This is a genomic window from Tahibacter soli, assembly GCF_025717065.2.
Classification (GTDB): domain Bacteria; phylum Pseudomonadota; class Gammaproteobacteria; order Xanthomonadales; family Rhodanobacteraceae; genus Tahibacter; species Tahibacter soli.
In genome coordinates, this window is the sequence record NZ_JAOVZO020000014.1 from 297,319 (window position 1) to 321,322 (window position 24,004).

Annotated in this window: 23 protein-coding genes; 14 read left to right on the forward strand and 9 right to left on the reverse strand. The window is 69.1% G+C overall.

The annotated features are described in order from the left end of the window. Positions 1–67: 67 nt before the first annotated feature. The 4 genes from OD750_RS09755 to OD750_RS09770 are packed head-to-tail and all read right to left on the reverse strand — an operon-like array spanning position 68 to position 4,531. On the reverse strand, positions 68–1,204 hold the full coding sequence (locus OD750_RS09755) for a response regulator (RefSeq protein WP_263545246.1): 1,137 nt from the start codon (positions 1,202–1,204) through the stop codon (positions 68–70). After that, a complete protein-coding gene (locus OD750_RS09760) occupies positions 1,201–2,277 on the reverse strand; it encodes a response regulator (RefSeq protein ID WP_263545247.1) in 1,077 nt (358 codons plus the stop codon). Before OD750_RS09760 ends, OD750_RS09755 begins: the two co-directional genes overlap by 4 nt. After that, complete coding sequence (locus OD750_RS09765; protein ID WP_263545248.1) at positions 2,268–3,413, reverse strand: sensor histidine kinase; 1,146 nt, start codon at positions 3,411–3,413, stop codon at positions 2,268–2,270. The genes OD750_RS09760 and OD750_RS09765 overlap by 10 nt, the downstream gene beginning before the upstream one ends. Then, on the reverse strand, positions 3,410–4,531 hold the full coding sequence (locus OD750_RS09770) for an FIST N-terminal domain-containing protein (RefSeq protein WP_263545249.1): 1,122 nt from the start codon (positions 4,529–4,531) through the stop codon (positions 3,410–3,412). The genes OD750_RS09765 and OD750_RS09770 overlap by 4 nt, the downstream gene beginning before the upstream one ends. 367 nt (positions 4,532–4,898) lie before the next feature. On the opposite strand from OD750_RS09770, the gene OD750_RS09775 reads away from it, so the two are divergent. From OD750_RS09775 to OD750_RS09785, 3 genes are read left to right on the forward strand one after another with little or no spacing between them, the layout of a single operon-like run. Next, positions 4,899–9,074 carry a PAS domain S-box protein gene (locus OD750_RS09775; RefSeq protein WP_263545250.1) on the forward strand — a complete coding sequence of 1,392 codons (4,176 nt, stop codon included), beginning with the start codon at positions 4,899–4,901 and terminating at the stop codon, positions 9,072–9,074. Further along, a complete protein-coding gene (locus OD750_RS09780; RefSeq protein ID WP_263545251.1) occupies positions 9,071–9,532 on the forward strand; it encodes a response regulator in 462 nt (153 codons plus the stop codon). The genes OD750_RS09775 and OD750_RS09780 overlap by 4 nt, the downstream gene beginning before the upstream one ends. A 5-nt stretch (positions 9,533–9,537) precedes the next feature. Further along, a complete protein-coding gene (locus OD750_RS09785) occupies positions 9,538–12,402 on the forward strand; it encodes an EAL domain-containing protein (RefSeq protein WP_263545252.1) in 2,865 nt (954 codons plus the stop codon). A 33-nt stretch (positions 12,403–12,435) separates the two neighbouring features. Here the strand turns inward: OD750_RS09785 and OD750_RS09790 are convergent, their stop codons facing one another. The 5 genes from OD750_RS09790 to flgA form a co-directional block, all read right to left on the reverse strand. Continuing rightward, complete coding sequence (locus OD750_RS09790; protein ID WP_263545253.1) at positions 12,436–12,975, reverse strand: response regulator; 540 nt, start codon at positions 12,973–12,975, stop codon at positions 12,436–12,438. Between the two features lie 10 nt (positions 12,976–12,985). Next, positions 12,986–14,239, reverse strand: a complete 1,254-nt coding sequence (locus OD750_RS09795; protein ID WP_263545254.1) for an ATP-binding protein — start codon at positions 14,237–14,239, stop codon at positions 12,986–12,988. A gap of 75 nt (positions 14,240–14,314) precedes the next feature. Then, entirely contained in the window at positions 14,315–14,674 is a 360-nt protein-coding gene (locus OD750_RS09800; RefSeq protein ID WP_263545255.1) for a flagellar protein FlgN, read from the reverse strand. Beyond that, on the reverse strand, positions 14,671–14,970 hold the full coding sequence (gene flgM, locus OD750_RS09805) for a flagellar biosynthesis anti-sigma factor FlgM (protein WP_263545256.1): 300 nt from the start codon (positions 14,968–14,970) through the stop codon (positions 14,671–14,673). The genes OD750_RS09800 and flgM overlap by 4 nt, the downstream gene beginning before the upstream one ends. 98 nt (positions 14,971–15,068) lie before the next feature. After that, the gene (gene flgA, locus OD750_RS09810) at positions 15,069–15,437 is read right to left on the reverse strand and encodes a flagellar basal body P-ring formation chaperone FlgA (protein WP_263545257.1); all 369 of its coding nucleotides are present in this window, start codon (positions 15,435–15,437) and stop codon (positions 15,069–15,071) included. Here flgA and OD750_RS09815 point away from each other — a divergent pair. Genes OD750_RS09815 through flgJ form a run of 11 tightly spaced genes read left to right on the forward strand, consistent with a single transcriptional unit; the run spans position 15,424 to position 23,999 of the window. Beyond that, entirely contained in the window at positions 15,424–15,834 is a 411-nt protein-coding gene (locus OD750_RS09815) for a hypothetical protein (RefSeq protein WP_263545258.1), read from the forward strand. The genes flgA and OD750_RS09815 overlap by 14 nt on opposite strands. Further along, positions 15,831–16,757, forward strand: a complete 927-nt coding sequence (locus tag OD750_RS09820; RefSeq protein ID WP_263545259.1) for a chemotaxis protein — start codon at positions 15,831–15,833, stop codon at positions 16,755–16,757. The genes OD750_RS09815 and OD750_RS09820 overlap by 4 nt, the downstream gene beginning before the upstream one ends. Before the next feature lie 60 nt (positions 16,758–16,817). Continuing rightward, complete coding sequence (gene flgB, locus OD750_RS09825; protein ID WP_263545260.1) at positions 16,818–17,216, forward strand: flagellar basal body rod protein FlgB; 399 nt, start codon at positions 16,818–16,820, stop codon at positions 17,214–17,216. Then, positions 17,216–17,623, forward strand: coding sequence for a flagellar basal body rod protein FlgC (flgC, locus tag OD750_RS09830; RefSeq protein WP_263545261.1), 408 nt, complete (start codon positions 17,216–17,218; stop codon positions 17,621–17,623). The genes flgB and flgC overlap by 1 nt, the downstream gene beginning before the upstream one ends. Before the next feature lie 23 nt (positions 17,624–17,646). Next, positions 17,647–18,315, forward strand: a complete 669-nt coding sequence (locus OD750_RS09835) for a flagellar hook assembly protein FlgD (RefSeq protein WP_263545262.1) — start codon at positions 17,647–17,649, stop codon at positions 18,313–18,315. A gap of 10 nt (positions 18,316–18,325) precedes the next feature. Then, positions 18,326–19,558, forward strand: a complete 1,233-nt coding sequence (gene flgE, locus OD750_RS09840) for a flagellar hook protein FlgE (RefSeq protein ID WP_263545263.1) — start codon at positions 18,326–18,328, stop codon at positions 19,556–19,558. Between the two features lie 34 nt (positions 19,559–19,592). Next, positions 19,593–20,336 carry a flagellar basal body rod protein FlgF gene (locus tag OD750_RS09845; RefSeq protein ID WP_263545264.1) on the forward strand — a complete coding sequence of 248 codons (744 nt, stop codon included), beginning with the start codon at positions 19,593–19,595 and terminating at the stop codon, positions 20,334–20,336. 15 nt (positions 20,337–20,351) lie between these two features. Then, positions 20,352–21,137, forward strand: coding sequence for a flagellar basal-body rod protein FlgG (flgG, locus tag OD750_RS09850; protein ID WP_263545265.1), 786 nt, complete (start codon positions 20,352–20,354; stop codon positions 21,135–21,137). Positions 21,138–21,145: 8 nt separating this feature from the next. Further along, positions 21,146–21,826 carry a flagellar basal body L-ring protein FlgH gene (flgH, locus tag OD750_RS09855; RefSeq protein ID WP_263545266.1) on the forward strand — a complete coding sequence of 227 codons (681 nt, stop codon included), beginning with the start codon at positions 21,146–21,148 and terminating at the stop codon, positions 21,824–21,826. Positions 21,827–21,836: 10 nt separating this feature from the next. Then, positions 21,837–22,931, forward strand: coding sequence for a flagellar basal body P-ring protein FlgI (locus OD750_RS09860; protein WP_263545267.1), 1,095 nt, complete (start codon positions 21,837–21,839; stop codon positions 22,929–22,931). Between the two features lie 12 nt (positions 22,932–22,943). Further along, complete coding sequence (gene flgJ, locus OD750_RS09865; protein WP_263545268.1) at positions 22,944–23,999, forward strand: flagellar assembly peptidoglycan hydrolase FlgJ; 1,056 nt, start codon at positions 22,944–22,946, stop codon at positions 23,997–23,999. Positions 24,000–24,004: the final 5 nt, after the last annotated feature.

Consider the following 24,004-nt stretch of genomic DNA (forward strand, 5'->3'; position numbering starts at 1 on the left):
GAGCTCATCTATCGGCGTCGGCGGAAGGTTCTTGAACCCGTGATGTCGCGTTTCCCTCGCGTGCGCGTCATGCCTCGGCGCGAGCGGGCGCGTGGCAGCGCACATGGATGGGTTCGGCGAGTGCGTTGCAGGCCAGTTGGCGCCGCAGCGCGAGGATGGCGGTGTCGGTGAGTTCGTGCCCCTTCGACAGCAGCAGCATTCCCGTAGTCGTGTAGACGTCCTGTTCAAGCACCCAGCCGGGGCGAAGCTCGGCCACGAAGGCGATGCGCATTTCGCTGACCGCGCCGCGGAAGTCCGCCAGCGCGCCGACAACCTCGTCGGGCAGCGCCGGATAGATCGCCTCGAGCTGTTGCCGCACCCTGCCTCCCTGGCCGAGCGAGGCATTGCGCTCCAGGGTCAGCACCGCCCTCAGCAGTTCGGCGCCACGCTGCACCTCCGGATCGGTACCGCGCGGTGGCGGCGCGCCCTGGTAGCGGACGATCTGCGCCACTTTCTCGAGGCGCGGAATCGCAGCCAGCAGTTTGGACGCAGCGTCGGGATGCTCGGCGATCAGCTTCGACTCGGGCGCCGTCAGCGGGCGACGTGCCGCATCGCGGATCAGCACGTCGCGCGGAATCCCGATGCATCCGATCTGGCTGAGCGATGCCGCTACCTCGTAGATCCACGGATTGCGCCAACGCAGCCGCGGCAGCGCGTGCCGCACGCAAGCCACGGCGATCGACGAGCGGTGAAAGGCCCACGGCGTCGCCAGCGCGAGGATTTCGGTCAAGGTCTTCACCAGCGCGGTGAGCGTACTCTCCAGGAGATGCCGCTCGTTCTGATCGCACCGGTACTTGGCCACGGCCGATTCGAGGGTTCGACGCAGTTCTTCCTGGGGACACGGCTTGGCAAGGTAGCGGAAGATCGCGCCCTCGTTGATGGCCGAGATGGCCTGCGTCATGTCCGTCTGGCCGGTCAGCAGCACGCGGACGGCATCCGGCCATCCCTCCTTGACGCGGGCGAGGAACGCGGCGCCGTCCATCTGCGGCATGCGCATGTCGGACACCACCACCTCGAACGGCGCTTCGCGAGCGAGGATCGCCAGCGCTTCGGCACCGCCATGCGCCGTGGTCACGTCGTAGTCCTCGCACAGCGTGCGGTACAGCGCCGACAGCAGGTTCGGTTCGTCGTCGACGCAAAGGATGCGCGGCTGCGTGGCGGTCATGGGCTGTCCCCCTTCAGCGAGTCGGCCATTTTTTTCCACTCGTGCACTTTATTTTCGCGGCCGAAGCGCCCCACGAACTCCATGTCGGGCTCCGCGTCGCCGGCCAGTGCCGCGGCAATGTGTACGACGCCGACCATGCCCAGCCGTTTCGTTTCGACCTCGCCGGGCCGGTGATGGAACGCCACGGCCTCCACGATCGGCACCGGCAGGCCCCACAAGCCGAGCAGGTAGGCGCCGACTTCCGCGTGGCCGCCGGCGCCGGTCGCGTCGGCCAGGCAAGGCAGCAGTCCGACGTCGGCGAGCAGCGCGGCCGTCTCGACGCCGTCGCAATCGGCCATGCCGTGGGCGATCCGGGCTGCGAGCACCGAAGCCCTGAGGGCGCGCGCCTGCAACGCGGCGATCGCGGCCTGATTCTGCGTGCCGGCGAACACCTCGCTTGCGAGCACCAGCGTGCGGAGCATCGACAGCCCCACGCGGGTAACGGCCGTGCGCACGTCGCTGATCGAGCGTTTGGTTCCGAAGAAGGCGGAATTCGCCAGATGCAGCACCTTGGCACCGAGCGCCGGATCGCCGGCGAGGATATCGGCGGCACCCTTGGCATCGCCGTTCGGGTCGGCGAGCAGCCGGTTGAGCTCGGCGTATACGCGCGGAGCCGGCGGCAACTGGCCTATCCTGCCGACGCGTTCGCGCAGCTGCGGATCGTCGAGCAGCCGTTGCAGCGTCGCCAGCCGTTCGATCGCCGCGATCAGCACGGCCGGCTCGCACGGCTTGGAAAGGAACTGGTGGGCGACGTCGAGCGCGCGCAGCGCGGCGTCGGCGTCGGTGTGACCCGAAAGGATCATGCGCAGCGTCGCGGGTGCGACCTGCCGCACGCGTTGCAGCAGCTCCGCCCCATCCATGACCGGCATGCGCATGTCGGTCACGACGATGTCGACCGCTTCGGCCTCGATCGCCGCGAGCGCTTCGGGGCCGCCCAGGGCGTAGCTCACGTCCCAGTCGCAATCGAACGCGAACAGCATGCGGGCGATGCCGTCGAGCACGCGCTGCTCGTCGTCGACGAACATCACCCGCATGACACGTGCTCGGCGCAGGGCGGTACGATCGGCAGCCGCACAAAGAACGTGGTGCCGGTGCCGACTTCGCTTTCGAGGTAGATCTGTCCGCCGTGCTTGTCGACGATGGTCGAGTAGGCCATGGCAAGCCCCTGCCCCGTGCCCTGCCCCACACCCTTGGTGGTGAAGAACGGATCGAAGACGCGGGCGCGGATCTTCTCTGGAATGCCGGTGCCCGTGTCGCTCACGCGCAGTTCCGCGACGTCGCCGTCGAGGTGCGTGCTGATGACGATGCGGCCGCGCGCCTCGCGGTCGCCCGCGACGACGTCGGCGATCGCATGCGCCGCGTTGACGACGAGATTGAGGATGACCTGGCTCACCTCGTCGCGCAGGCAGCGCACTTCGGGCAGCTGCGGGTCGAACTGCATATCCAGTGCAGCGACGTATTTCCACTCGTTGCGCGCGACGGTCACCGTCGTACGCACGATCTCGGCGAGGTCCACGAGTTCCTTTTCGCCGGCGGAGGGATGCGAGAACTGCTTCATCGCCGCGACGATCGTCGCCACGCGGTTCAGCCCGTCCTGCGATTCGCTGAAAGCGGCGGCGGCGTTCTCGCGCACGAAGTCGAGTTTGCGGCGGTCGATCCTGCCCAGGGCGGCCCCAATGCCGTCGGGGCCGATCCGGACTTCGCGCAGCGCATCGAGCGTGGCGAACGCCGTGTCGAGCGCCTCGAACGTGCGGTCGAACGCGTTGCGCAGGAAAGCGATGTTGTCCGACACGTACTGGGTGGGCGTGTTGATTTCGTGCGCGACGCCCGCCGCGAGCTGGCCGATCGATTCCATCTTCTGCGCCTGCAGCAGGCGCACCTGGGTGCTGCGCAGTTCGTCGACGGCCGTCTTGAGCTGCTCGCGCTCGCACTCGAGCTCGCGGGTCTTGCGCGATACCACCTGCTCGAGCGCGATGTTCTGCTCGAGCACCGCGTACGCCGAGCCTTCGCGCGCGCTGCGCGATTCGATGCGCTGTATGAGCACCTCGATCGTGCGGTCGCGCGCGGCCAGCATGCGCGTCAGCGTCGCGATGCGGCGGCCGAGGCAGCTGCCGGAGCCGTCTTCGACCGTTGCCGTGGCGTATGTCGTTTCACGGTCGTCGATCTTCATGCCGGTTGTCCCAGGGCGAGGCCGCAGAGCGTCTGGTTCACGTGCTGGCCGTTGAACTGTTCGCCGTAGGTGGAGAAGCCGAGCACGCGATGCGCACCGAACAACGCGTTCATGCGTGCGAGCAGGCCGCCGGCCTCGAGTTCCAGCCGTCGCAGGACCGAATCGAATGCCAGGATCGCCTGCGGCTCGCCGATGTCGGCACGGATCCGCTCGAATGCCTGCTCCACCGTCGCGATCGGATCGATCGCCTCGCCGAGCGTGACCACGGCGCCGGTCTCGACCGCGCCGAAGCAGGTGAAGGAGGCGTCGGGGTTCACCTTGCGGATCGCGCGAACGAAGTAGTCGTCGCCGAACCGCAACAGCAGCGGCCGGCGCGCGAACAGGTGCGCGTCGAGCGCCTCGCAGTCCACGCCGACCGCCGCCGCGTAGGCTTCGGCCGCCGGCATGCCGTTGAGCTCGCGGATGGTGCGGTCGCCGAGGCTCGTCTGCGTCACCACGAGCTTGGTCGCGGTGGGAACGAAGTGCTGCAGCTTGAAGGCCACGAACGGCATGGTGGTGTCGCAGGCGAGAAAGACCGCCGCGTCGCTGAGGAAGCGCCCGCCGCAGTACACGCCGGTGCGCACGTAGGCCATGTCGTCGCCGGCCGAGCCACCCACGACGGGTATCGCGCCGAGCGCCTGGTACAGCGCCGCGGCGAGCCGTTCCTCGCACATCGACAGCCCGTCGCACAGAAGCAGCCCGAAACGGCGCACGTTCTTGTCGCCGAGCTCGGCCTGCCGGTGCACGCGGCCGGCGATCTGCACCGCCTGCAGGTGGCATTCCGACAGCGGCTGCACCAGATGCGCGGTGGCGCGCACCGCGCCGCCGCACAGGGCCATCGCGCAGATGCCGCCGGGCGCGAAGCCGTCGGGGCCGATCTGCCCGGCACTGGTGCAGCCGACGACGGTGCCGGCGAACGTGCCGGCGAGCGCGTCGCCGAGCGCGTCGAGATCGTAGCCGGGCGAGCAGAAGAACAGGATCAGGTCCGGCACGCACGGCGAAAACCGAGCGGCGAGCTCGGCGACGGCAGCGACCGGGTCGGGATCCGTACTGAAGGCGAAGACGATGGGATCGGACATGGGTGACCTCGGGACATGGGATCGATGTCGGCCGCGGCGGCGCAATCTTGAGCGATGTCTTGCGGGACAGGCGCGGCGATGGCCGTCGCCCCGGTATCGCGCTTGCATGCGGCAGGCAAGGGCCGTTTCGGGAAGGCGGCCATTCGCGTTCGCATGGGGTTAAGATCAGACGACCCTGACGTTGTCGTGCGGAAGGGAATATTTGCGAATGGGGTTTAGTCGACAAGCGCTCGAAGTAACCAAATTCCGATCGCCGCAAACGGGCGCCGGCAGGTTTGCGACGGCGGCGGTCGGCCTGATTGCGGCCGCCGGCCTCGTCCAATGGCTGTCCGGCGGTTTCGTCGAAACGTATCTTCCGGGCGCGACCATGCGCCCGTTGACGTCGGTGGCCCTCGCCTTCCTCGCCACCGCTTTGTATTGCGTCGCGACGGGCCGCGAGCGCCTCGGACGCCTGCTGGCACTGCCGGTCTGCCTGTATGCCGTCGCCGTGCTCGCCGCCGAACTGGTCGTACCGGCCAATGCCTGGACCGAAAACCGGCTCGTCTCGCTGCCGAACTCGGCCCTCGCGCTGTCGTTGGGCGGTATCGGCGTTGCCGTCTGGCCGAGCAGGCGCGAATCGCGAGTGCGCAGCGCCATCACCTGGACGTGCGGCGTCATGACCGTGCTGATCGCCATCACCGCGCTGTGCGGTCGCGTTTTCGACATCGAATCGATACGCAGTTCGTCCGACGCCCTGACCTCATGGCTGGCTGCGCTCGGCTACGGCTCGTTCGGCGTCGGGATGCTGGCCTTGCTGCCCGCGACCGACCGTCGGCGCAACTGGCTGCCGATTTCCATCGGCGTGCTGACGATCGCGGCCGGCGTCACCGTGTGGCTGGTGCTGATCGCGCAGGAAGAAGTGCGCGTCGGCGCATCGACGCAGACCGTGCTCGGCTTCGCCAGGCATCAGGTGGGCCGCGAACTGGACCTGATCGACGACGCCATGACGCGTCTTGCCGATCGCCTGGCCGCGCAGGGCGACGAGAACGCTTTCCGCCGCGAAGCCACCATCTACCTGCGCGACTATCCGGACGTTGCCTCGCTCGAATGGCGCCACCGCGCCGGGGCCTGGAGCTTGGCGCGCGACGGCGCCGCGGCAGCGGATGCCGCCGCGCATCTGCATACGATCACGCAGGGCACGCGCATCGCCGAGGCGGGCGGTCGGACGGTGATCGAGTTCATGTGGCGCAATGGCGGGGGAACGCTCGCGGCGTCGATGTTCCTCGACCCGTTCATGCGCCGTGTGCTCGAACCGATCGACGGCCGCTACGCCGCCGAACTGCGCAGCGGCGACCGGCGCTGGTTCGCGCTCGGCTCGCCCGACCTCCGATGGACGCACCGGGCGTCGTTGCGAGCCGGCGACGAAACCTTGACGCTGGCCGTCGCGCCGCAGACCGTGGCACTGGGGCTGGTGTCGTCGCACCAGCCCGACCTCGTGCTGCTCGGGGGCTTCGGCGTGGCCGCGCTGCTGGTTCTGTCGCTGCGGCTGGCGTCGCAGGCCGACGAGAGCGCACGCCGCGCGGAACGTGCGAACGTGGGCCTGCGGGACGAGATCGACGCGCACCGCCGCACCGACGCCGTGCTGCAGACCTTGCGCGATCGCACCGATTCGGTGCTTGCGACGATCAGCGACGGCTTCGTGACGATCGATCGCGACCGGCGCCTCACCTTCGTCAATGCCAGCGCGGCGCAGATGCTGGCGCTCGATCCGGTCGCGGCCGTCGGCCAGCCGTTCGAAACGTCGGCCCTGCTGGCGCGGTATCACGAACAGCTGTCCGCCACGCTTCTGGAACGCCGCACGGCCGACTTCGAGATCGTCGCCCACGCCTCGCGCGTCATCGCCGTGCGCGCCTTCGCGCAGCCGGACGGGATCGCGCTGTACCTGCGAGACGTCAGTGCCGAGAAGGAGGCCGCGCTCGCGCTCGCCGCCACGCTGCAGCGCGCGGAACGCCAGGCCATGCAGTTGCGCGCGCTGCGTCACGTCTCGCTGATCGCATCGAGCAAGCTCGGCGATCCCGACCTCCCCAACGTGCTGGTCGAGGAAGTGCGCGAAGCGATCGGCGCGCACATCGGCAGCGCCACGCTGGACGCCACGTGCGGCGCATCGGCCGCTACCATCGTCTCGCTTTCGGACAAGTACGCGCAGTGGCGGGACGCGGAAACCGCGATCGGCGTGCACGGCGACGACAGGCGCGGCGCGCTGCGGCTGTCGGAAGCGGCGCTTGCGGCGCGCGGTGCCCGCGAACCCGGTCAGTTGCCGCTGCGCGGTTTGCTGTCCGTGCCGCTGCGCGACCGCCGTGGCGGCGTGATCGGGGTCCTGCAGCTTTCCGATCGCACCGAGGGCGATTTCACGGCGGAAGACGAGCTCATCCTGCTGCAGTTCGCGCAGACGTTCTCCATCTCGATCGGCTGGTCGAAGCTGATCGACGAACTCTTCGCCACCCAGGCCGACCTGCGCACGCAACTCGGCGTGCTGGCCCGCAGCCGGGCGTTGCTCGCGGAGGCCGAACGCGTCGCGCAACTCGGCAGCTGGGAGGTCGAACTGCTGCCCGGCGGCGAGCGCCGGCGCACCTGGTCGGAACAGATGTTCCGCCTGTTCGGGCTGGAACCGGGTGCGGATCCGCCCAATGCCGACGCGATCTGGCCGCTCGTCAACGCGCAAGACAGCGACAAGCTCAACGCCGCGGTCGCCCGCGCGTTCGAACACGGCGAGCCGTTCGCGCTCGACTACCGCATCGTGCCGTTGGACGGCATACAGCGCTGGATCCATTCCGAGGCCCGCGTGGACGCCGGCACCGACGAAGCGCCCGCTCGCATCGTCGGAACGAGCCAGGACGTGACCGAGCGCAAGTCGGCCGAGCAGCAGGCGATCGCACGCGCCGAGGTGCTGCGCGCGATCGCCAGCGGCGCTCCGCTGTCGCAGACGCTGGTCGCCATCGCCGAGTTGTACGAGCGTCGGTTTCCCGACGCCGCCTGCTCGATTCTGCTGCTCGAGGACGGGCGCCTGCATACCGCCGCCGCACCGAAGCTTCCGGAGGAGTATTCCCGTCTGATCGACGGCATCGAGATCGGGCCGGCCGCGGGAAGCTGCGGCACGGCGGCGTGGCGGCGCGAGCAGGTGATCGTCTCCGATGTCGAGCACGACCCGCTGTGGGCGCCCTGGCGCGACGCGGCGCTGCGCTTCGGGTTGCGCGCATGCTGGTCGACGCCGGTGCCGGACAAGGACGGAAACGTCGTCGCGACGTTCGCGGTGTACTACCGCCAGCCGCGCGAACCGGTGGCGGCCGAACTCGAAAAGATCGCGTCGGTGGTCGCCATTGCCGCGATCGCGCTCGACGCCGAGCGCGCGCGGGCGCGCATCGCCGACCGCGAGCAGCGCCTGCGCTCGCTGTTCGCCTACGTGCCGGAGGCCGTCTACGCGATCGGCGCCGACGGCCGCATCGTCGACTGCAACCACGCCGCGCTGGAAATGAGCGGCCATGCGCGCGAGCGGATCCTCGGTCGCAACTTTGCCGACTTCGTCGCGCCGGAGAGCCGCGACGAGGCGGCATCCTGCATGAGCCGCGCGCTCGCCGGCGAAGTCTGCCGCTTCGACCACGAAGGCGTCAGACCCGACGGCTCGCGCTACAACGCCGCGACCACGACGCTGCCGATCGTCGTCGACGGCGAGACGGCAGGCATCTACGTGATCGCGCGGGACGTGACGCGGCACACCCAGGCACGCGTCGAACTCGAGACGGCGCTGCGGACCACGGCGGCGAACAACCGCGAACTCGAGGAGTTCGCTTTCGTGGCCTCGCACGACCTGCAGGAGCCGCTGCGCAAGGTGCGCGCGTTCGGAGACCGCCTGCGCACCCATGCCGGAGACACGCTCGACGCGCAGGCCGTCGACTACATCGAGCGCATGCGGGCGGCGGCCGAGCGCATGCAACGGCTGATCGACGACCTGCTCGCCTATTCGCGCGTCTCGACGAGCAGCCGCAGCGTCAGCCGCGTCGACCTCGACCAGGTGCTGCGCGAGGTGCTGGTCGACCTTGACGCGCGCGTCGCCGAGAGCGGTGCGACGGTCGCCTTCGACACCCTGCCCCCGATCGAGGCCGACGCCACGCAAATGCGGCAATTGCTGCAGAATCTCATCGCCAACGCGCTCAAGTTCCGCGATCCCGCGCGCGCCGTGCGCGTCGAGGTGCGCGCGAGGCCGATCGCCCAGCCCGGCAGCACGATTGCCGACTGGCTGCGCATCGAGATCGAGGACAACGGCATCGGGTTCGACAATCGCTACGGCGAACGCATCTTCGCGCCGTTCCAGCGCCTGCACGGCCGCAACGAATACGAAGGGTCCGGCATCGGGCTCGCGATCGTGCGCCGTATCGTCGAGCGCCACGGCGGCCTGCTCGCGGCACACGGACAGCCCGGTCTGGGGGCGCGCTTCACGATCGAGATGCCGATGCGGCAGACGCAGCCGCGGACTTCGAATCCGGCGACGGAAGGGAGACATGCATGACCTCAATGCCACGGCTGGATAGCTCGATTTCCGTGCTGCTCGCCGACGACGATCCGGACGACTGCCGTCTGACGATGGAGGCGTTCCGCGCGGCCCGGATCGACAATCCCATGCAGTTCGTCGAAGACGGCGAGGTACTCCTCGACTACCTCAAGGGCCGCGACCGCTACGCCGCGACGGCACCGCCGCTGCCGGGACTGATCCTGCTCGACCTCAACATGCCGCGCGTCGACGGGCGCGAGGCGCTGGCGCAGATCAAGTCCGATCCCACGCTCAAGCACATTCCGGTCGTCGTGCTGACGACATCGTCGGCGGAAGTAGACGTCGCGCGCGCCTATCAGGCCGGCTGCAATTCGTTCATCCAGAAACCCGGCAGTTTCGGCGCGCTGGTGGAGATCGCCTCGACGCTGGGCCGCTACTGGTTCTCCGTGGTCGACTTGCCAGAGCAACCGCGATGAACGGCATGCCGAAGACCGCGCTTTCGGTGCTGATCGTCGACGACGACGAAGAAGACTTCATCCTGGCTCGCGCGATGTTCTCCGAGATCGAGGACTTCGACGCGACGGTCGATTGGACGCCGCGATACGACGAGGGGCTCGCGCGCGCCGAGCAGGGCGGCCACGACGTCTATCTCATCGACTACCGGATCGGCCCGGAAAGCGGCCTCGCCTGGCTCGCCGAAGCGCAGCGGCGCGGCGTGACGCGTCCCATCATCCTGCTCACCGGCCGCGGTAGCCACGAGATCGACCTCGCCGCCATGACGGCGGGCGCCGCCGACTACCTGGTCAAGGGGCAGATCGACGCCAGCCAGCTGGGACGCAGCATCCGCTACGCGCTCGACCGGGCCCGCTATCTCGTGACGATCGCCGCGAGCGAAAGACGCCACCGCCTGATGTTCGAACGCAGCCCGATGCCGATGTGGGTGTTCGACGCCGTCACGCGGCAATTTCTCGCCGTGAACGACGCGGCGATCGAGCACTACGGCTACCGGCGCGACGAATTCCTGTCGATGCGGCTGGGCGACATCCGCATGGCCGAGTGGCGCAGCGCGCCGCGTCGGTCCAGCGCGAACGGCGCGGCAACTCGGGGGATCGCCAGCCTGCACCGCCGCCAGGACGGCAGCATCATCAATGTGGAAGTGTTTGCCGACGACATCGAATTCGACGGCCGGCCCGCCCGGTTGGTGCTCATCAACGACGTCACGGAGCGCCTGGCGACCGAGGAGCGCTCGCGACTCCTCGCACGCGCTTTCGAGTCGAGCCAGAGCGGCATGCTGATCGCCGACCTCGGCCAGCCCGACATGCCGTCGATCTACGTCAACGCCGCTTTCCAGCGTCTCACCGGCTACGACGCCGAGGAAATCCTCGGGCGCAACTGCCGCTTCCTCCAGGGCACCGACACCCGCCAGCCGGAGATCGACATCATCCGCGAAGCGATAGCGCGGCGCACCGAATGCAACGTGGTGCTGCGCAACTACCGCAAGGACGGCGGAGTGTTCTGGCACCAGCTCACGCTCGCGCCCGTGCACGATGCCGACGGGCGGGCCACGCACTACATCGGTGTCAGCACCGATCTCACCGAGCGGCGGCGCTACGAGGCGGAGCTCGCCTATCTCGCGCGGCACGACGTGGTGACCGCCCTGCCCCGCTTCGTCGACGCGGCCGATTCGTTCGAACCGCTACTGCGCGACGCGCGCACGCGCGGCGAGCACGTCAGCGTGTTCTACCTCGACGTCGACCGGTTCCATTCGATCAACGAAACCATGGGCTATCGCGCCGGCGACGAGATGCTGCATCTGCTCGCCCAGCGGCTGCAGATGGCGATCGCCGAGCACGGGCTGCTCTGGCGCGTGTCCGGCGACGAGTTCGTCGCGGCGGTGCGCTACCTGCCCGGGCAGCTCGACCCGCGGACGTTCGCCGACAGCCTGCGCGAAGCGCTGGAGCTGCCGTTCGTACTGTCGACGTACCAGATCTTCGTCAGCGCGACCATCGGCATCGCGAGCTACCCCCACAACACGTCGCTGCCCGAAGATCTCTTCAACTACGCCGAGGCGGCGATGATGCGGGCCAAGCGCAACGGCCGCAATTCGGTCCACCACTTCGGCAACGAACAGGCGGAAGAACTGCGCGAGCGGCTCTCGATCGGCAGCCGGCTGCGCGACGCGGTGCGCAACGACGAACTCGTGCTGTACTACCAGCCGCAGGTGTCGAGCTACGACAGCCGCATCATCGGCATGGAAGCACTGGTGCGCTGGGATACCAAGGACATGGGCCTCCTGCCGCCGCGGCGCTTCATCGGCGTCGCCGAGGAACTCGGCATCATCGTCGAACTCGGCCGATGGGTGCTGCGCGCGGCATGCCGCGAGGCGCGCACCTGGCACGACTTCGGCTGCAACGACGTGCGCGTGGCGGTGAACGTCTCCGCGCTGCAGCTGCAGCGGCTCTCGTTCATCGACGAGGTCTGCGACGCGCTGGAATCGTCCGGCCTGCCCGCCGACCTGCTCGAACTCGAGATCACCGAGAGCGCGATCATGGAGAACGTCGAGCGCGCGACCGAGATCATGAACGCCTTGCGCGAGCTCGGCGTGCACCTCGCCCTCGACGACTTCGGCATCGGCTATTCGAGCCTGGCGCACCTGCGCCGCTTTCCCATCGACAAGCTCAAGATCGACCAGAGCTTCGTGCGCGACGTCGCGCAGGAGAGCGGCGAAGCGGCGATCGTGCGCGCGATCACCGCGATGGGCCACGAGCTGCAGCTCAAGGTGATGGCCGAGGGCGTCGAGACCGCGGCGCAGATCGGCTATCTCAAGCGCAACCACTGCGACGAGTTCCAGGGCTACGTGTTCGGCGAACCGGTCCCTGCGGCGCGCGCGGTGACGCTGCTCAAGCGCCGGTTCCTCGGCCCGGATCTCGCCAGCCATCACGTCGTCGAGCGCGGACTGCTGCTCGTCGACGACGAAGAGAACGTGCTGCGCGCGCTCGGGCGCACGCTGCGCCGCGACGGCTACCGCATCTATCCGGCGTCGAGTGCCGAGCAGGGTTTCGACATCCTGGCGCGCAATTCGATACAGGTGATCCTGTCGGACCAGCGCATGCCCGGCATGAACGGCACCGACTTCCTGAGCAAGGTGAAGGAGATGTACCCGGACACGGTGCGCATGGTGCTGTCGGGCCATACCGACGTGGCGACGGTGACCGACGCGATCAATCGCGGCGCGATCTACAAGTTTCTCACCAAGCCCTGGGACGACGACGATCTGCGCAAGCAGATCGGCGAGGCGTTCCGCACCTACGAGACGCGGACGACGACGCGCGCCGGGTACGCCTAGACCCCGGCGCGCGCGCGCCGCGAATCGTTCGGTTCATTCCTCGTCGAACGACAGCAGGATGGCGCCGTGTTCGTCGCGCTCGACGTGGGTGATTCCGGGACAGTCGAACTCGAGTTCGTCGAGCTCCAGCCGATCCGAGCCCGGCGCGGCGCTGTCGTCGCCGGCGCTCGTTCCGTTGCGACGGGCCTGCTGGTGCAGCAGCGCCACGACGCTCTGGCGCAGGTTGTGTTCGCCCCACGGCTTGTCGATGAAGCGCGAGATCTGCGTGCCGTTGAGCGCCTCCACCACGATAGTGCGATCGGCGCAGCCCGACAGGATCATGCGGGCGACGTCCGGCTGCTTCTCGATGAAGCGGCTGAGAAACTCGATGCCCGTGAGGAACGGCATGCGGTAGTCGCAGATGACGAGGTCGTAGCGGCGGCACGTCGCGGTGGCCAGCGCATCGAGCGGCGAGCTGTAGCCGACGATGTCGAGCGGTTCGCCGTCCAGGTCTTCGAGCGGAATGCGCGCGAGCGAACGCTTCAATGCGTTGATCACGTTGGGTTCGTCGTCGACGAGAAGTATCCGGAACATGGCACTCCCCTTACTCGGCCGCGGGTGCGGCCGGTTGTTTGACCGGCAGGACGATGCGGAACATCGAGCCCTGGCCCGGCGTGCTGGTCACGTCGATGCGCCCGTTGTGCTTGGCGACGATGCCGTAGGAGATCGCAAGTCCGAGTCCGGTGCCCTTGCCGACCGGCTTGGTGGTGAAGAACGGATCGAAGATGCGCAACAGGTTCGTCTCGGGGATGCCCTCGCCGTCGTCGCCGATCGCGACCCAGACGTGGCCGCCGTCGCTGCCCGTGCTGATGGTGATGATGCCCTGATCGCTGATGGCCTGGGCGGCGTTCATGAGGATGTTCATGAACACCTGGTTGAGTTCCGACGGCAGGCATTCGATGGCGGGAAGGTCGCCGAACGACTTGACGATCTGGCCCTTGTACTTGATCTCGTTCCAGACGATGTTGAGCGTCGAATCGAGGCCGCGGTGGATGTCGGCGACCACCCAGCCGTCGCCGCGGTCGCTGCGGGAAAAGTCCTTGAGGTCCTGCACGATCTTGCGTACGCGCTCGATGCCTTCGCGCGATTCGGACAGGAGCGCCGGCAGGTCGTCCACGACGAAGTCGATGTCGAAGCGGCGGCGCAGCTCGGCGATCTCGGCGGTCGCGGCGGGTCCGGGCGAACGCAGCGCCTCCTCGTAGGTGCCGATCAGGGTCAGGAGGTGGCGCGAATAGTCGGCCAGCGTGCCGAGATTCGAATGCACGTAGCCGATCGGATTGTTGATCTCGTGCGCCACGCCCGCGGCGAGCTGGCCGATGGAGGCGAGCTTTTCCGACTGGATCAGCTGCTCCTGCGCGCCCTTGAGCTTGCGATAAGCCTCTTTGAGTTCGGCGTTGCGGTTGCTGAGCTCGTCGCGACGGGCATGATCGGCCGAGACGTCGCGCGCGACGAACCCGTAGCGCGCTTCGCCGGCCGACCGCAGCGCCACCAGTTGCACGCGCAGCGCGATCGGATGCGCCTCGCTCATGGCGGGCAGCGAGACCTCCCCCACCCATTCGCCTTCGGTCGCCGCCACCGCGAGCGCCGCCGGCGATACGAGGTCGGGGTGCCACGCGCCGACCACGTCGAGCGGCGCAGGCGTCGCGCCGTGCAGGCGAGCCACGAGCTGGAACGCCGCATCGTTCGCGTACAGCACGCGCAGGCCGGCGTCGAAGACCAGCATCGGATCGTGAAGAGCGTCGGCGAGAGAATCGAGCAAATCCGCGCCTTCGCTTCGGGAGCCGTTGACGAATCGCATCGCGCCTCTGGGCTTTTGGACCTGCGTCCGTTCGGACAGGTCCACATGTTCAGTACCGTACGCGATCATGGCATGTCAGGCCTCCGCCTTCACACGTCCGTGACGAAGGGCGCTGGCGCCGTCGAGGGCGCCGCGCGCGTCGTAACCGCCCGCGGCGTTCTCGAGGCCGAGCGCGCGCAAGGTCCAGGCGACTTCGCTGCGGCGCCGGGCCAGCAAGGCGCCGTTCGCCCGGTTGAGCTCGTCGAGTGCGCGAATGCGCTCGCGCATCGCGGGGTCGTCGTCGCCGCTGCAGGTGCCGACCGCGGCGCGCAAGGCCGCCAGCTTGGCCGTGCCCGCGGCGCCGAGGGCCTCGGTGTCGCGCGACACGAGCGCGTTGCGTTCGTCCAGGAGCGCCGCCTCGAGTTCGGCCAGCGCCGCCGTCGCGCGGGGATTCACGGCAGTGCCTTGTCGATGTCGATGAGGCGGGAGGCGATCGCCTGGGGGTCGACCTTGTAGGTGCCGCTCTCGATCGCCGAACGCAGGCTGGCGACCTTCGCGTGGTCGAACGGCGCCGGCTGGGCGGCCGCGCTGTACCGCGTGACGGCGAGGTTCTGCGCGTCCACGGTGAGTGCCACGCGGTCGGGGGAGGCGACGGCCGGCGTGTCGGCAGTACGGGCGGAGGCGACGCGCGTGGGCGTGGGGTCCGGCTGGCGCATGCCGGCGGCGGTAAGGCTGTCGATCTTCGAGGTCATGGCCACAGATCCGTCAATGTTCTGACGAGACTATCGACCGCCGCGACGGAAACTTTAGTCGTGCGGTTCGCGACCTTCAGGGCGGCGTGCCGATGGCGTCAAAGGGCGACGAGCACTTCGCCGGATGCGGCCACGACGCCTTGCAGCACGCGCCGGGTCGTCGTGTTCTCGACGCTGACGCGCTCGTCCACGCCGGCGTCCGACAGGGCCCGGCCGGATGCGCGCACCTCGAGGGATCCGGCGCGCGCGACGAGGACGATCAGGTCGCCGCGACGGATCGCGCGCGGCGCGACGAGATCGGGCGGCGCGACCAGGCTGCCCGCGACCAGCGTGCGGGCTGCCGCGCGCCCGACCGCGGCAGCCGGATCGGCCAGCGTCGCGCCCGCGGCGCCGGCGATGTTGCGGGTTTCGACGACGATCGCATCGGCGGAAACGGTTTCGCCCGCGGCGACGGTGCGCGTCGTCACCAGTACCTGTGCCAGGCGCGTCGTCCTCACCGGCACGTATACCCGCCACGGCGACGGCGCCGTGCATTCGACCAGTGCGACGCCGCGCGACGACTACGCGTGCAGAGAGTTCCGCCTCGCAGCGCGGCAGGCGCAGCGCGCCGTCGAGTGTCGCGACGGCCCGCAGGTTGGGATCTTCGCCGGCATCCGGCGCGACTACCGAAATGGCGGCGGCGCGAATGCCGTCGGCCGGCTGCCAGGCATCCTGCGCGAACGTGGCGGTCGCGATAAAAGCGGTCAGCGTGGCGGCGATGCGGCGCATGGCGAAACTCCGTTACGGGCACGATGCACCGAGGCAAGCCTCGTGCCGCGGCGCCGCTCAAGTTTTCGCCCCCGGCGCCGATGCGTTTCGTCATGACCTCGCAACTCATCGACCGCATCGACCAGCGCACCCGGCTCGCGGGCCACAACCGGCTCGCCCTGCTCCTGTTTCGCCTCGGCGGTCGCCAACTTTTTGGCGTGAACGTGTTCAAGGTGCAGGAAGTGCTGCGCCGTCCCCCGGTGTACCCGCTGCCGGGCTCGGCCGGTCCGCTGCTCGGCGTCGCCGACGTGCGCGGCCGGTCGATTCCCGTGCTCGACCTCGGCAGCGCCATCGCGCATCCGGAAGCCGACGCCGCCGCTTGCGAATTTCTCGTCGTCGCGGAGTTCAACCGTTCGGTGCAGGGCTTCCTCGTGGCCGCCGTGGATCGCATCGTCAACGTGCCGGTGGAGGAATTGCGCTCGCCGCCGGACTACGGCGGTCCGCCGCTGCTCACCGCCGTCACCCGCGTCGGCGGCGAGCTGGTCCAGCTGATCGACGTCGAGAAGGTGCTGGCCGACGTGGCCGGCGTTTCGATCGAGATATCGTCCGTTCTGGTCGAGCGGGCCGTGCGGCCAGGCGCGGCCCGGGTGCTGGTGGTCGACGACTCGCGCGTCGCCCGCGCGCAGATCCGCACGATGCTCCAGCAGCTGGGCGCCGAATGCGTGCTGCTGCCCGACGGCCGCCAGGCGCTGGCGCACCTCAAGGAACTCGCGCAACGGGGCATCGTTCCGTCCGAGTACTACGCGCTCGTCGTGTCGGACATCGAGATGCCGGAGATGGACGGCTACACGCTGACGACGGAAATCCGACGCGATCCCGCGCTCGCCGGCTGCTGGGTACTTCTGCACACGTCGCTTTCCGGCGTTTTCAACAATGCGATGGTCGAGCGAGTTGGCGCCAACGCGTTCGTTCCCAAGTACAGCCCCGACGAGCTGGCCGAGTGCGTGCTGTCCCGCTTCGCCTCCCTCGGTATCGCCTGACCTCCACCGCCGCGGCACGCGGCTTGCCTGATCGTTCCGTCAAACGACGGAGAGTCGCTCATGGCAGGCAGCATCGACAGCATGTTCGGCATCCACGGGGCCGCGCTCGCCCTGCGCGAGGAGCGCCTGTCGCTGATCGCATCGAACATCGCGAACGCCGACACCCCGAACTACCGGGCGCGCGACCTCGACTTCGACGCCGCCCTGCGCCGCGCCGGGGGAGAGGCCGGCGGGCTCGATGCCACGAGCGCCGCGCACTACAAGGTCGCGGACTCCGCCGGAAATCCCGGCGCCGCCCAGGTCTACCGCGTGCCGATGCAGGCGAGCCTCGACGGCAACACCGTCGACACCGATTTCGAGAACGCCGCCTTCGCGCGGGCCGCGCTGGAGTACCGCGCGAGCCTGTCGTTCGTAGAGGGCCGCGTGCGCACGCTGCTCGCCGCGATCGGAGGCGAATGATGTCCGGCCTGCCGATCTTCGACGTCGCCGGCTCGGCGCTCGCCGCGCAGTCGGTGCGGCTCAACACCGTCGCGAGCAATCTCGCCAACGTCGACAGCACGAGCGGCGACCCGGCCAAGGTCTACCGCGCGCGCGAGCCGGTGTTCGCCGCCTTTCAGGTCGGCGACGACCCTTCGCTCGCCGGCGTGCAGGTCACGCGCGTCGACGAAAGCCGATCGCCGCCGCTCAAGCGCTACGAGCCGGGCAACCCCGCGGCCGATGCGCAAGGCTACGTGTACGCGCCGGACATCGACCCGGTGGCGCAGCTGGTCAACATGATCTCGGCATCGCGCGCCTACCAGGCCGACGTCGAGATGGTGAACACCGCGAAGGAACTCGCGCTGTCGACCCTCAATCTCGGCCGCTGACGGCCGCCTCCACGGACAACGACATGACCGTAACCTCGACCAATCCCTACGCGCAGCTCGGCATCGCGCAGCAGGGCATCGTCACGACGCCGCGCAGGACCGAGCTCGGCCAGGACGATTTCCTGCGCCTCATGGCCGAGCAGATGAGAAATCAGGATCCGACCAAGCCGCTCGACAGCACCGGCTTCCTGGCCCAGCTCGCCCAGTTCTCGACCGTCAAGGGCATCCAGGGCGTCAACGACTCGCTGCTGGGCGTCGGCGCGATGCTCGGCGAAAGCCAGGCGCTGCAGGCCGCCTCGATGGTGGGACGCGACGCCTATCTCTCCACCGATCACGTCACGCTCGATGCGCCCGTCGCGAACGCGCCGCGCGAGATCCGCGGCGTCGCGACGGCCGGCGCGGCCGGGCCGGTCGTGGTGACCATCAAGAACGCGGCCGGCCAGGTGGTACGCACGCTGACCGTGGAGGCGACAGGCGCCGGCGACGTCGACTTCTCCTGGGACGGCAAGGGCGACGACGGCACGGCGCTGCCGGCCGGCGAATACAAGTTCTCCGCCACATCGGGAGGCACGGATGCGGCGCTGCAGTTCGCCGCCCGCATCGACAGCGTCTCGTTCACCCCGCAAGGCATGGTTCTCAACGTCCACGGCCAGGGCGCCGTGACCTTCGATCGCATCACCCGCATCGCGTGAGGAAAACCGTATGACTTTTCGCATCGCACTGAGCGGCCTCAACGCCGCGACCGCCGACCTCAACGTCACCGCCAACAACATCGCGAACGTCAACACGCCGGGCTTCAAGCGCTCGCGCGCGGAGTTCTCCGACCTCTTCGCGGTGTCGCCCTACGGCCTCGCCAAGAACGAGATCGGTGCGGGCGTGAAGGTGTCGCGGATCTCGCAGCAGTTCGCGCAGGGCAACATCGACTTCACCGACAACAGCCTCGACATGGCGATTTCCGGCGAAGGCTTTTTCACGCTGTCCCGCAACGGCGCGCACGTCTATTCGCGGGCCGGCAACTTCAGCGTCGACCGCAACGGCTACGTGGTCAACAACACCGGCGATCGCCTGCAGGCCTTTCCCGCGGTGCCGGGACTGCCGGGCGCGGCGCCGACATTCAACACCGGCGCGCTCGGCGACCTGCACCTGTCGGTCGCCGATGCGCCGCCCTCGGCGACGCAGAACGCCACCGTCGGCACCAATCTGCCGGCCAACGCGACGGCGCCGACGGTGACGCCGTTCAGCGCGACGAATGCACAAAGCTACAATCAGTCGACGTCGATGTCGTTTTACGATTCGCTCGGCGTCGAGCACACCGCGACGTTCTACTACGTCAAGACCGCCAATCCGAACGAGTGGCAGATGTATTCGACGGTCGACGGCACGGCGGTCGGCGGCGCCAACACGCTGCAATACGACACCAGCGGCGCGCTCATCGCGCCGGCGGGCGGCACGCTCGCGCTGCCGGCGTACGCGCCGACCAACGGCGCCGCGCCGATGAACGTCACGCTCGACCTGTCGACCTCGACGCAATTCGGCTCGTCGTTCGCCGTCAACAAGCTGACGCAGGACGGCTACGCCGCCGGCCAGCTTTCCGGCGTGGACGTGAGCGACGAGGGCGTCGTCACGGCGCGCTACACGAACGGCCAGGCCGTCCCGCTGGGCCAGGTGGCGCTCACCGGCTTCGCCAACCCGCAAGGCCTGCAGCAGCTCGGCGACACCATCTGGGCCGAAACCTACGACTCCGGCCAGCCCTTGCTCGGCGCCGCCGGCACGTCGGCGTTCGGAAAGGTGCAGTCCGGCGCGCTGGAGGCGTCCAACGTCGACCTGACCGAGCAACTGGTCAACATGATCACCGCGCAGCGCGACTTCCAGGCGAACGCGCAGATGATCTCGACGGCCGACCAGGTCACCCAGACCATCATCAACATCCGCTGACCCCGGCGACGCCGCAGCGTAAAGGAATCCCATCGTGGACAAAGGCATTTATGTCGCGATGACCGGTGCCGCCGCCACGCTCAAGGCGCAGACGGCGGTCTCGCACAACCTCGCCAACATCGACACCGCCGGCTTCAAGGCGATGCTCGTGCGCACCGATCCGTACTATGTCGACCCGACGCCGGGCGCCGCCAGCCGCGTCGACGCGACATCGGCGATCGGCGGCGTCGACACGTCTTCCGGTCCGCTGATTCAGACCGGCGGCGCGCTCGACGTCGCGCTCGCGCCCGACCGCTGGCTCGCGGTGCAGGATTCCGCCGGCAACGAGGCGTACACGCGCGCCGGCGATTTGACGCTGACGCCCAACGGAATCCTGACGACCGCGTCCGGCCGGCCCGTGCTCGGCGCGTCGGGCCCGCTCACGCTGCCGCCGCATGCGTCGGTCAGCGTCGGCGCCGACGGCACCGTCTCGATCGTGCCGCAGGGCGAGGCGCCCGATGCACAGGCGGTGATCGGCCGCCTGCGCGTGGTCGACGCGAGTGCCGTAGCGCTCGAGCGCGGCGAGGACGGACTGATGCGCGCCCCCGCCGGCACCACGCTCGAGCCGGCCGCCGGCAAAGTGCTGACCTCGGGCGCCATCGAGGGCTCGAACGTCGGCGCCGCGCAGTCGCTCGTCACCATGATCGCGCTGTCGCGCCAGTTCGAAATGCAGGTCCGGGTCTTGCAGACATCCGACGAGAACGCGCGGTCGGCCAATTCGCTGCTGCGTCCGAGCTGACGGAGGATACGAATCGTGAACCAGGCACTATGGGTCGCCAAGACCGGACTCGACGCGCAGCAGACGCGCATGAGCGTCGTGTCGAACAATCTCGCCAACGTGAACACGACCGGCTTCAAGCGCGGTCGCGCGAGCTTCGAGGACCTGCTCTATCAGAACGTGCGCCAGCCCGGCGGCGCGACCTCGCAGGATACGCAGCTGCCCTCGGGCGTGAGCCTCGGCACCGGCGTGCGGGTGGTCTCGACGGAAAAGTCGTTCGCGCAGGGCAACCTGCTGCAGACCGGCAACGCCCTCGACCTCGCCGTGCAGGGCCGCGGCTTCTTCGAGGTGCGCATGCCCGACGGCAGTTCGGGCTATACGCGCGACGGCAGCTTCCAGGTCAATTCGCAGGGCGCGCTGGTCACCTCGTCGGGCTACGCGGTGGAGCCCGGCATCCAGATTCCCGAAGGCGCGCAAAGCGTCACCGTCGGCGCCGACGGCACGGTCAGCGTGCAGGTGGCGGGACAGGCGCAGCCGGTGCAGGTGGGCGCGCTCACGCTGGCCGATTTCATCAATCCGGCCGGCCTGCAGGCGAAGGGCGAAAACTTCTACGTCGAGACCGCCGCGAGCGGGCCCGCGCAATCGGCGGCGCCCGGCGTGCAGGGCCTCGGTACGTTGCAGCAAGGCTCGCTCGAAAGCTCGAACGTCAACGTGGTCGAAGAACTGGTCAACATGATCGAGACGCAGCGAGCGTACGAGATGAACGCCAAAGCGATCTCGACCACCGACCAGATGCTCGGCCACCTGACCAACAACCTGTGAGCGCGACCATGAACCGCCTTCTCCGCTTCGCCACGTTCGCCGCCCTCGCCGCCCTCGCCGGGTGCGCCGCCGGACCGCAGCCGCTGCCGCTCGCCGACATGACGCCGACGCAGCCCGTGGCCCTGGCTCCGCCGCCGGCGACGCCGGGCGCGATCTACCGGGCCGGCGGCGACATCGCATTGTTCCAGGACCAGAAGGCGCGCAACCCGGGCGACCTCATCACGATACTGCTGGTCGAGCGTACCAATGCGACGACGAGCGCGAAGACGAAGACCTCGAAGAACACCAAGACCGACACGGCCGTGTCCTCGCTGTTCGGCGGCGCCGTCACGCTCGGCGGCCGCGCGCTGCTCGACAACTCGCTCTCCGGCGCCAACAGCTTCGAGGGTTCCGGCGACTCGACCCAGGGCAACCGTCTCGACGGCAGCGTGACCGTGACGGTCGCGCAGCGCCTGGCCAACGGCAACCTGGTGGTGCGCGGCCAGAAGCGCCTGCGGCTGAACCAGGGCGACGAATACGTGCAGGTGCAGGGCATCGTGCGCGGCGCCGACATCGCGCCGGACAACACCGTCCCGTCGAACCGCGTGGCCGACGCGCAGATCGTCTACGGCGGCCGCGGGCCGATCGCGAAATCCAACGCGATGGGCTGGCTGACGCGCTTTTTCCAATCTTCCGTTTCTCCCTATTGAGGCATCCGGCATGCGCGCGCTCGTTCTGTTGCTGTTGATCGCCTACGCTGCGGCCGCGCCGGCCGAACGCATCAAGGACCTCGCGCAGGTCGGCGGCGTGCGCGGCAACCCGCTGGTCGGCTACGGCCTCGTGGTCGGGCTCGACGGCACCGGCGACCAGACCAGCCAGGCGCCCTTCACCGTTCAGAGCCTCAAGAACATGCTCACGCAACTGGGCGTGACGATGCCGCCGAACGTCAATCCGCAGCTGAAGAACGTCGCGGCGGTGGCGGTGCACGCCACCCTGCCGGCATTCGCCAAGCCCGGCCAGCCGATCGACGTCACGGTGGCGTCGATCGGCAACGCCGGCAGCCTGCGCGGCGGCCTGCTGCTGATGACGCCGCTGCGCGGCGCCGACGGCGAGACCTACGCCATCGCGCAGGGCAACCTCGTGGTCGGCGGCTTCGGCGTCTCCGGCAAGGACGGTTCGCGCGTTGCCGTGAACGTTCCCAGCGCCGGCCGCATTCCGAACGGCGCGACGGTGGAGCGCGCGGTGCCGGGCGCGCTCGACGCCGGCGGCGACGTCACGCTCAACCTCAACTCCCCCGACTTCACGACCATGCAGCGCATGGTGGACGCCATCAACCGCGACGCCGGCCCCGGCGCGGCGCACGCCGTCGACGCGGTCACCGCCGCCGTACGCGCCCCGGCCGACCCGTCCGAACGCATCGGCTTCATCGCGCGGCTGGAAAACCTCGAACTCGTCGGTGCCGATGCGCCGGCCAGGGTCATCGTCAACTCGCGCACCGGCACCGTCGTGATCGGCGCGCGCGTGCGGGTCACACCCGCGGCCGTCTCGCACGGCTCGCTCGTGGTGTCGATCGCCGAGCGCGCGGCGGTGTCGCAGCCGGCGCCGCTTTCGCAGGGCGAAACCGTCGCCGTACCGCGTTCCACCGTCGAGGTGTCGCAGGAAGGCAGCCGCATGTTCCTGTTCGCCGGCGGCGTTTCGCTGGACGAGATCGTGCGCGCGGTGAACCAGGTGGGTGCCGCGCCGGGCGATCTCGTCGCGATACTCGAAGCGCTCAAGGAAGCCGGCGCGTTGCGCGCCGAGCTCGACGTCATCTGACCGCGCACGACGATGGATACGCGCCTCGTTCCCGTCGATGCGATGCAGACGAGCCTGTCGTCGCTCAAGGCGGCCGCAGCCTCGCGCGATCCGCGCGCCGCGGCCGCGACGGCACGCCAGCTCGAAAGCGTGTTCGCCGAGCACCTGGTCAAGAGCATGCGCAGCGCCAGCGGCGGCAACAGCCTGTTTCCGGCTCAGAATCCGCTGTACCAGGAAATGTACGATCGCCAGATTGCGCAAAAGCTGGCGCAGGGCCGCGGCCTCGGACTTGCCGGCGTGGTCGAGCGCAGCCTCGGCGGCTCGGCGGCACCGGCCGCGGACGGCGTCCCGGCGCGCACCGCCGCGGGGCGCGCCTACTCGCTCGCCGCGTACGCCCGCACGCTGCCGCCGCAGCGCGCGATGCCGGCTCAGGAAATGCCGCGACCGGCCGATAAACCCGATACGACCGAACCACCGATTTCCCCCACCGGTCCGGCGTCCAGCGCGTCGTCCAGCGCGAATACCCCGTTCGCGGACGACGCCTCGCCGGGCCGGCTTTCTCCTTCCGCGGGCACTGCCCGTTACGACTCGCCGGACGAATTCGTCGCGGCCGTCTGGCCGCATGCGGTGCGCACCGCCGCCGAACTCGGCGTCAGCCCGCGCATCCTGGTGGCACAGGCCGCGCTCGAAACCGGCTGGGGCCGGCACGTGCCCCGCGCCGACGACGGCAGCGGCAGCCACAACCTGTTCGGCATCAAGGCCGGCGCGAGCTGGAACGGCGAACGCACCACCACCACGACGCAGGAATACGCCGACGGCGCGATGAAGCGCACGACGGCGCAGTTCCGCGCCTACGGCGACGTCGGCGCGAGCTTCGACGACTACGCGCGCCTGCTCAAATCGAGCCGGCGCTACGCCGGCGCGCTCGCCGCGGGCACGGACGAGGCGAACTTCGCCCACGCCCTGCAGCGCGCGGGCTACGCCACCGACCCGGCCTACGCGGCCAAGCTCGTCGGCATCGCCAACGGCCCGGCGCTCGAACGCGCGCTCAAGAATGCCGACGACGAGCCGCTAGTGGCTGCGAGATAGCCGAA